General features: G+C 48.7%; 2 pseudogenes. Both read right to left on the reverse strand.

Annotated features, from left to right (window positions below):
- Positions 1-51 precede the first annotated feature (51 nt).
- Positions 52-2,625: pseudogene (locus tag HEN33_RS24255) on the reverse strand (DEAD/DEAH box helicase); the annotation flags it as partial.
- Between the two features lie 12 nt (positions 2,626-2,637).
- Positions 2,638-4,434, reverse strand: a pseudogene (gene yjiT / locus HEN33_RS24260) (protein YjiT); the annotation flags it as partial.

Below are 4,434 nucleotides of genomic sequence, written 5' to 3' on the forward strand. Positions count from 1 at the left end.
TCCTGTTTACCTCTTTCTCAGGGAGTTTAGTCTCCAGGATTCCCGGGGCGGTTCATCCAGCGTTAATTCCCTTTCCTGCCAGTGCAGAGGGAGCTTATGTATTTTCTCCAGTCCCAGGTAACCAACCTGAACCAGCCCTTGTGTTTCCAGGCTGTTAGTCCGTTTAGGGCGGCGCATGAATTCCCGGAACAACAACATTTCCGAAAGCTTTAGAGGCCCGCCGTTTTTATTAAACACTTCAGGCTGCAAATAGTGGTTATATTTCAGTACCGGGCCACGGATATCGGCTTTATCTTTAAGCTCGTTAACCATTTCTGTCCAGGTGCGGGATACCAGGGTAGTTGCTGCTTTTCCACCGGTTGCAGCCTGATAAGCCTGTTCAAGCTGTTCAGCCTGCGCTTGTGACAATTTCGCCTGGTCTGGCATTCCCCAGCTTCGATATTCTTCTGCCTGCTCACGGGCTTGCTTCGCCCTGGCCGCTAATTTTTCCAGATCGGCATTGGCATTCGGCGCTGTAGACGTTTGCGTCCTTTGATGCCAGCTGAGAATTTCGACTACGCTTCCGCGTAAGCGACTGCGTTCTGCTTCTTGCTGCATACGCACCGCCATTCGGGCTGTCCCTTGTCGACTGTCTGTAAAGGTGATGAGTCGACGACCTCGTCCTGGCAACGAATCTGGTCCGACGCCCTCTTTGCCTTCATCACTGGTAAAGTCCTGACAATACTCTAGAACGGTGGGCACGATATTAGTAACGTAAAATGGCCCACCTAATAGTGCACGCCGGAAGGGCTGTTTCCCGCTCACGCCGCTGTAGCCACAGCCACTGGCGCCACAAACCTTTTTATCATTAATAATCAGCGGAATGCTGTCATTGTTAATAACGCCAATACGGCGCGTCTGACGGTCGAGGCGTTGTAGGGTATAGCCTGTCTCGCTGGTCTCTCCTGCGGCAATAATCAACGGAGGCTGGAAACCGTTCTCTTTTTCGACTTTTTCCTCTGTAGTGTCATGTTCAACAGGTACTTCATCCTGCAAGGAGAACTCATCGCCACCTTTATTTTCCCATTGGACAAGTTTGCCCTTTTTGTCCTGCGCCAGAAGATGAGGCTCATTACAATCATTACAGAACGCCACTTCGTAGACAGGGCTTCCACAGTCGCAATTTTGTCGCTGGTTCACATACACATAGCCAAAGGGCCAGCCTTTTTCGAGCGGTGTACCGTGCTTTAATCTGCAATCTTTATCAACACAAGCCCATATTCCCTGGGTATTACGCTGGAAGATATGCGCCCTGACTTTAAGAAATGCGGGATCCTTTGCATTAGGTTGAGTCCCTGAACAGACATCGATCCAACGCAGTACTTCCTGCTGGCTGTAATGCTGTTTTGTCAGCACGTTTAACCGTTCTGTTATCTCATCCAGCTTCATCGGATTGGGCTGTTTGACCAACATCTCACGTATGTAACGCGCTTCGGGGGAATGCGTAAGCGCATAAAAGCGCTCAGGACTTATCCCTTTAATTTTATTATCATTTTTATCTCTTAGATCCAGATCAGGTATTTGCTCTATCTCGTCTAACGGAACAGAAACGTTTTTGGATGGTTCCAGTTCAGGAATCACCCGACTTCCGTCCAGAACATCGATGCGCTCCTGCGGGATACCGGATAATTCAGAGAGAAATTTTTTCAGCTGCTTTTCAGCGTCGCTGCCGGCAATGGTCGCAGAGGTCGCGACAAAGCGCACGTCATCTGGTGTCACGCCAAACGCGGTCATCACACGACGCAGCTGGAGCGCCAGTTCAGCGGCCTGCGACCCTACATAGGTATGCGCTTCATCCAGTACAATCCAGCGTAGTGATTTTTGTGCTTTAGATTGCTGGATAATCGGGGCGTCGACCTGGCGAACCATCATATATTCCAGCATCGTGCCGTTGGTCACCAGAATCGGCGCAGGTTCTTCACGCATTTTTTCGCGCGAGAGCACCTCATTCGGCCTTTTTGCCTGTTCGCTTTTTACCGAAGCGTGTAGGTTTTCGGTGTTGCCGTTGTAAAGGCAGTAGCGGATCCCTGTACCAAAACCACGCGTCCAGGCATCCAGACGCTCGCGCTGTGAATTAATCAGGGCGTTCAATGGATAGAGAAAAAGGGCTCGGACACCGACCAACGGATTGTTGCCATTTTCATGCAGTTCCCGGTAAAGATCTTCCAGCACCGGTACCATAAAACATTCCGTTTTACCTGAACCCGTACCACTGGTTACCACCACTGAATGTTTCTTTTCCAGCAAAGCTTTCCAACTGGCTAACTGGTGCGTAAAAGGCCTCCAGTCAGCACCAAACCGGTACCGGCCATTATTCTGATCATCCAGTGAATCAACCACTGCTTTGCTCAACAATGCGTTGCCTTCCGTCAGGCTGCGCATCGTGTGGTTTGACTCCTTCCAGCCAAACATTTGCTGGAATACCGGAGAAGCAAGGAATGAGCCCGGTTTCCCACAATCAGCCCCCATTTGTTGCGCGAGATGTTCACGCAGCTGCGGGTTGGTAACGCCCATGATACTGAGCGTTGCTTCAGTTGAACGAGACAACGATTGTTCAATAAGTGACGAAAAATAGCGTGTAGTCATCCTTATTCCTTTTTATTTTTTAGCAACATAACGCAACAGGCTGCACTGGAAGATGGCCTTAAACCAGCGGGAATCGAAATCCCTGACTTGCCTCAGGAAAAATACGGCACCGGGTTTACGGTCAAATACAGATTCAAAAGAAGCATTTCCGCTTGCCACAGCTGCAGCGAAGACGGGTAACAAGGCCACGGAATAGCGGTGATTTGCGTCAGGATTAATACCAATCACTGGATTTTTTTGTGATGCCATCCAGCTATGCAGCCGCTTGCTGCCGTACTCTGGCCATTGAGCTTCACTATGCTCACGTAAAAGCTCCTGATACCACACGTGGACAAAAGACTCAGGAATAGACGGGGGGAGATGTCCGTTACTTAACCATTTCTCAATTTCATCGGCATATGTCGGGAACACGAGCCCCAGCCGTTGAAACATATTAGTAACCAGTAATTTCTGGGTTTCCTCCGGTGCACCTTTTTGGCTCAGGAACAATTTGAAACGCTCAGATGCCGCTTTGATCTCAAAGATGGGGAAAAACTCCCATAGAATAGGGAACTCATTCTCAATACGACTCAGGTACTCTGCTGACATTTCAAATTTGAAGAGCGACATTGCCAATGCCTGCGGATGCTGCACCAGTGCACGCCATACTTCAAAGGTTGCCAGTGGTAAATAACCAAATTGATCGTACAGGCTACGCATAAATTGCCAGCCGGAATGGGCAGGATCGTTAGCCATCTGTCCGAGAACCAGTGTGATGGTATTAACTTCTGCCTGTGGATTAAAAAGCTGGGTCGCTTTCTGCAATGAGCGGATGTTGCTTTCTTCTACCGGTAACGAAGATTCGCCACGAATGAAGCAGGGACGAAAAGCCATCTCTTCACCCGGTTTAGGGACAACCAACCACGGTCCATTTTTGTTAACGATTGAGCTCAACTCATATTCACCGACAGGCACTCCCTCGCTCATTCTAGATGCTAAGGGAATGGATTTCCTCTCGGGTTCACTTAACAGCATGATAACGGGGGAAGGAATCTGCCCAGCACGATGGTTCACTGACTGGCTGAGTAATAGTTCTTTTTCATAATCATAGCGCAGGCTGTATTTATAGCGACGAATTTGCCAGGCCATGACCACACCTGCCCCCGTAATACGCATCTCAACAACCTGATCAATACCTGCCTCAAGTGAAATCAGGTTCTCAATATGTTCGCGCAGACTATAGAGATTCAATTCAACAGGACGATCGCTCAACGCCGTATAACACCATTCATGCCATGCCTGTAATCCACTAACGGAGCGCAAATATAACTGCAATGTATATTTTGTCGGCTCGCCATTTCTGGAGAACAGAAACGCTCTGGAACCCAGCAGATCATGCAGCGTAATGTTTTTATCCAGAGGACGTCCGTTTACATCAAGAGCGAGACAGCCTTTAGCGGGAAAAGGTAACTCAATATCGATGGGGTCAGCCGCCAAATTAGGCAGAACTTGTAATGTAATAAATGCCGGAGGTACCCCTTCCGCTTTGAGTTGTATCTCTGTTCGCCCCTCAGTACGCTTACGTGTAGCCTCCAATGTTTTATCTTTAAGTTTTGCTACACAAGGATGCTGTGTGGTGATTACGATAGTGCCTTCATTTGCGTGTATTCCACCTTTTATCTCAATACTGAAATCAGCAGGCAAAATACCGATTTTGCGACGCAAGAGCGTTTCATTCTTACTATTACGGATAGAAAGATATTGAGCCCCCAGCATCTCTGAACCGCCCCGGGAATCCTGGAGACTAAACTCCCTGAGAAAGAGGTAAAC

Origin of the sequence: Escherichia sp. 94.0001 (genome assembly GCF_013369155.2) — a bacterium.
Taxonomy (GTDB): domain Bacteria; phylum Pseudomonadota; class Gammaproteobacteria; order Enterobacterales; family Enterobacteriaceae; genus Escherichia; species Escherichia coli_F.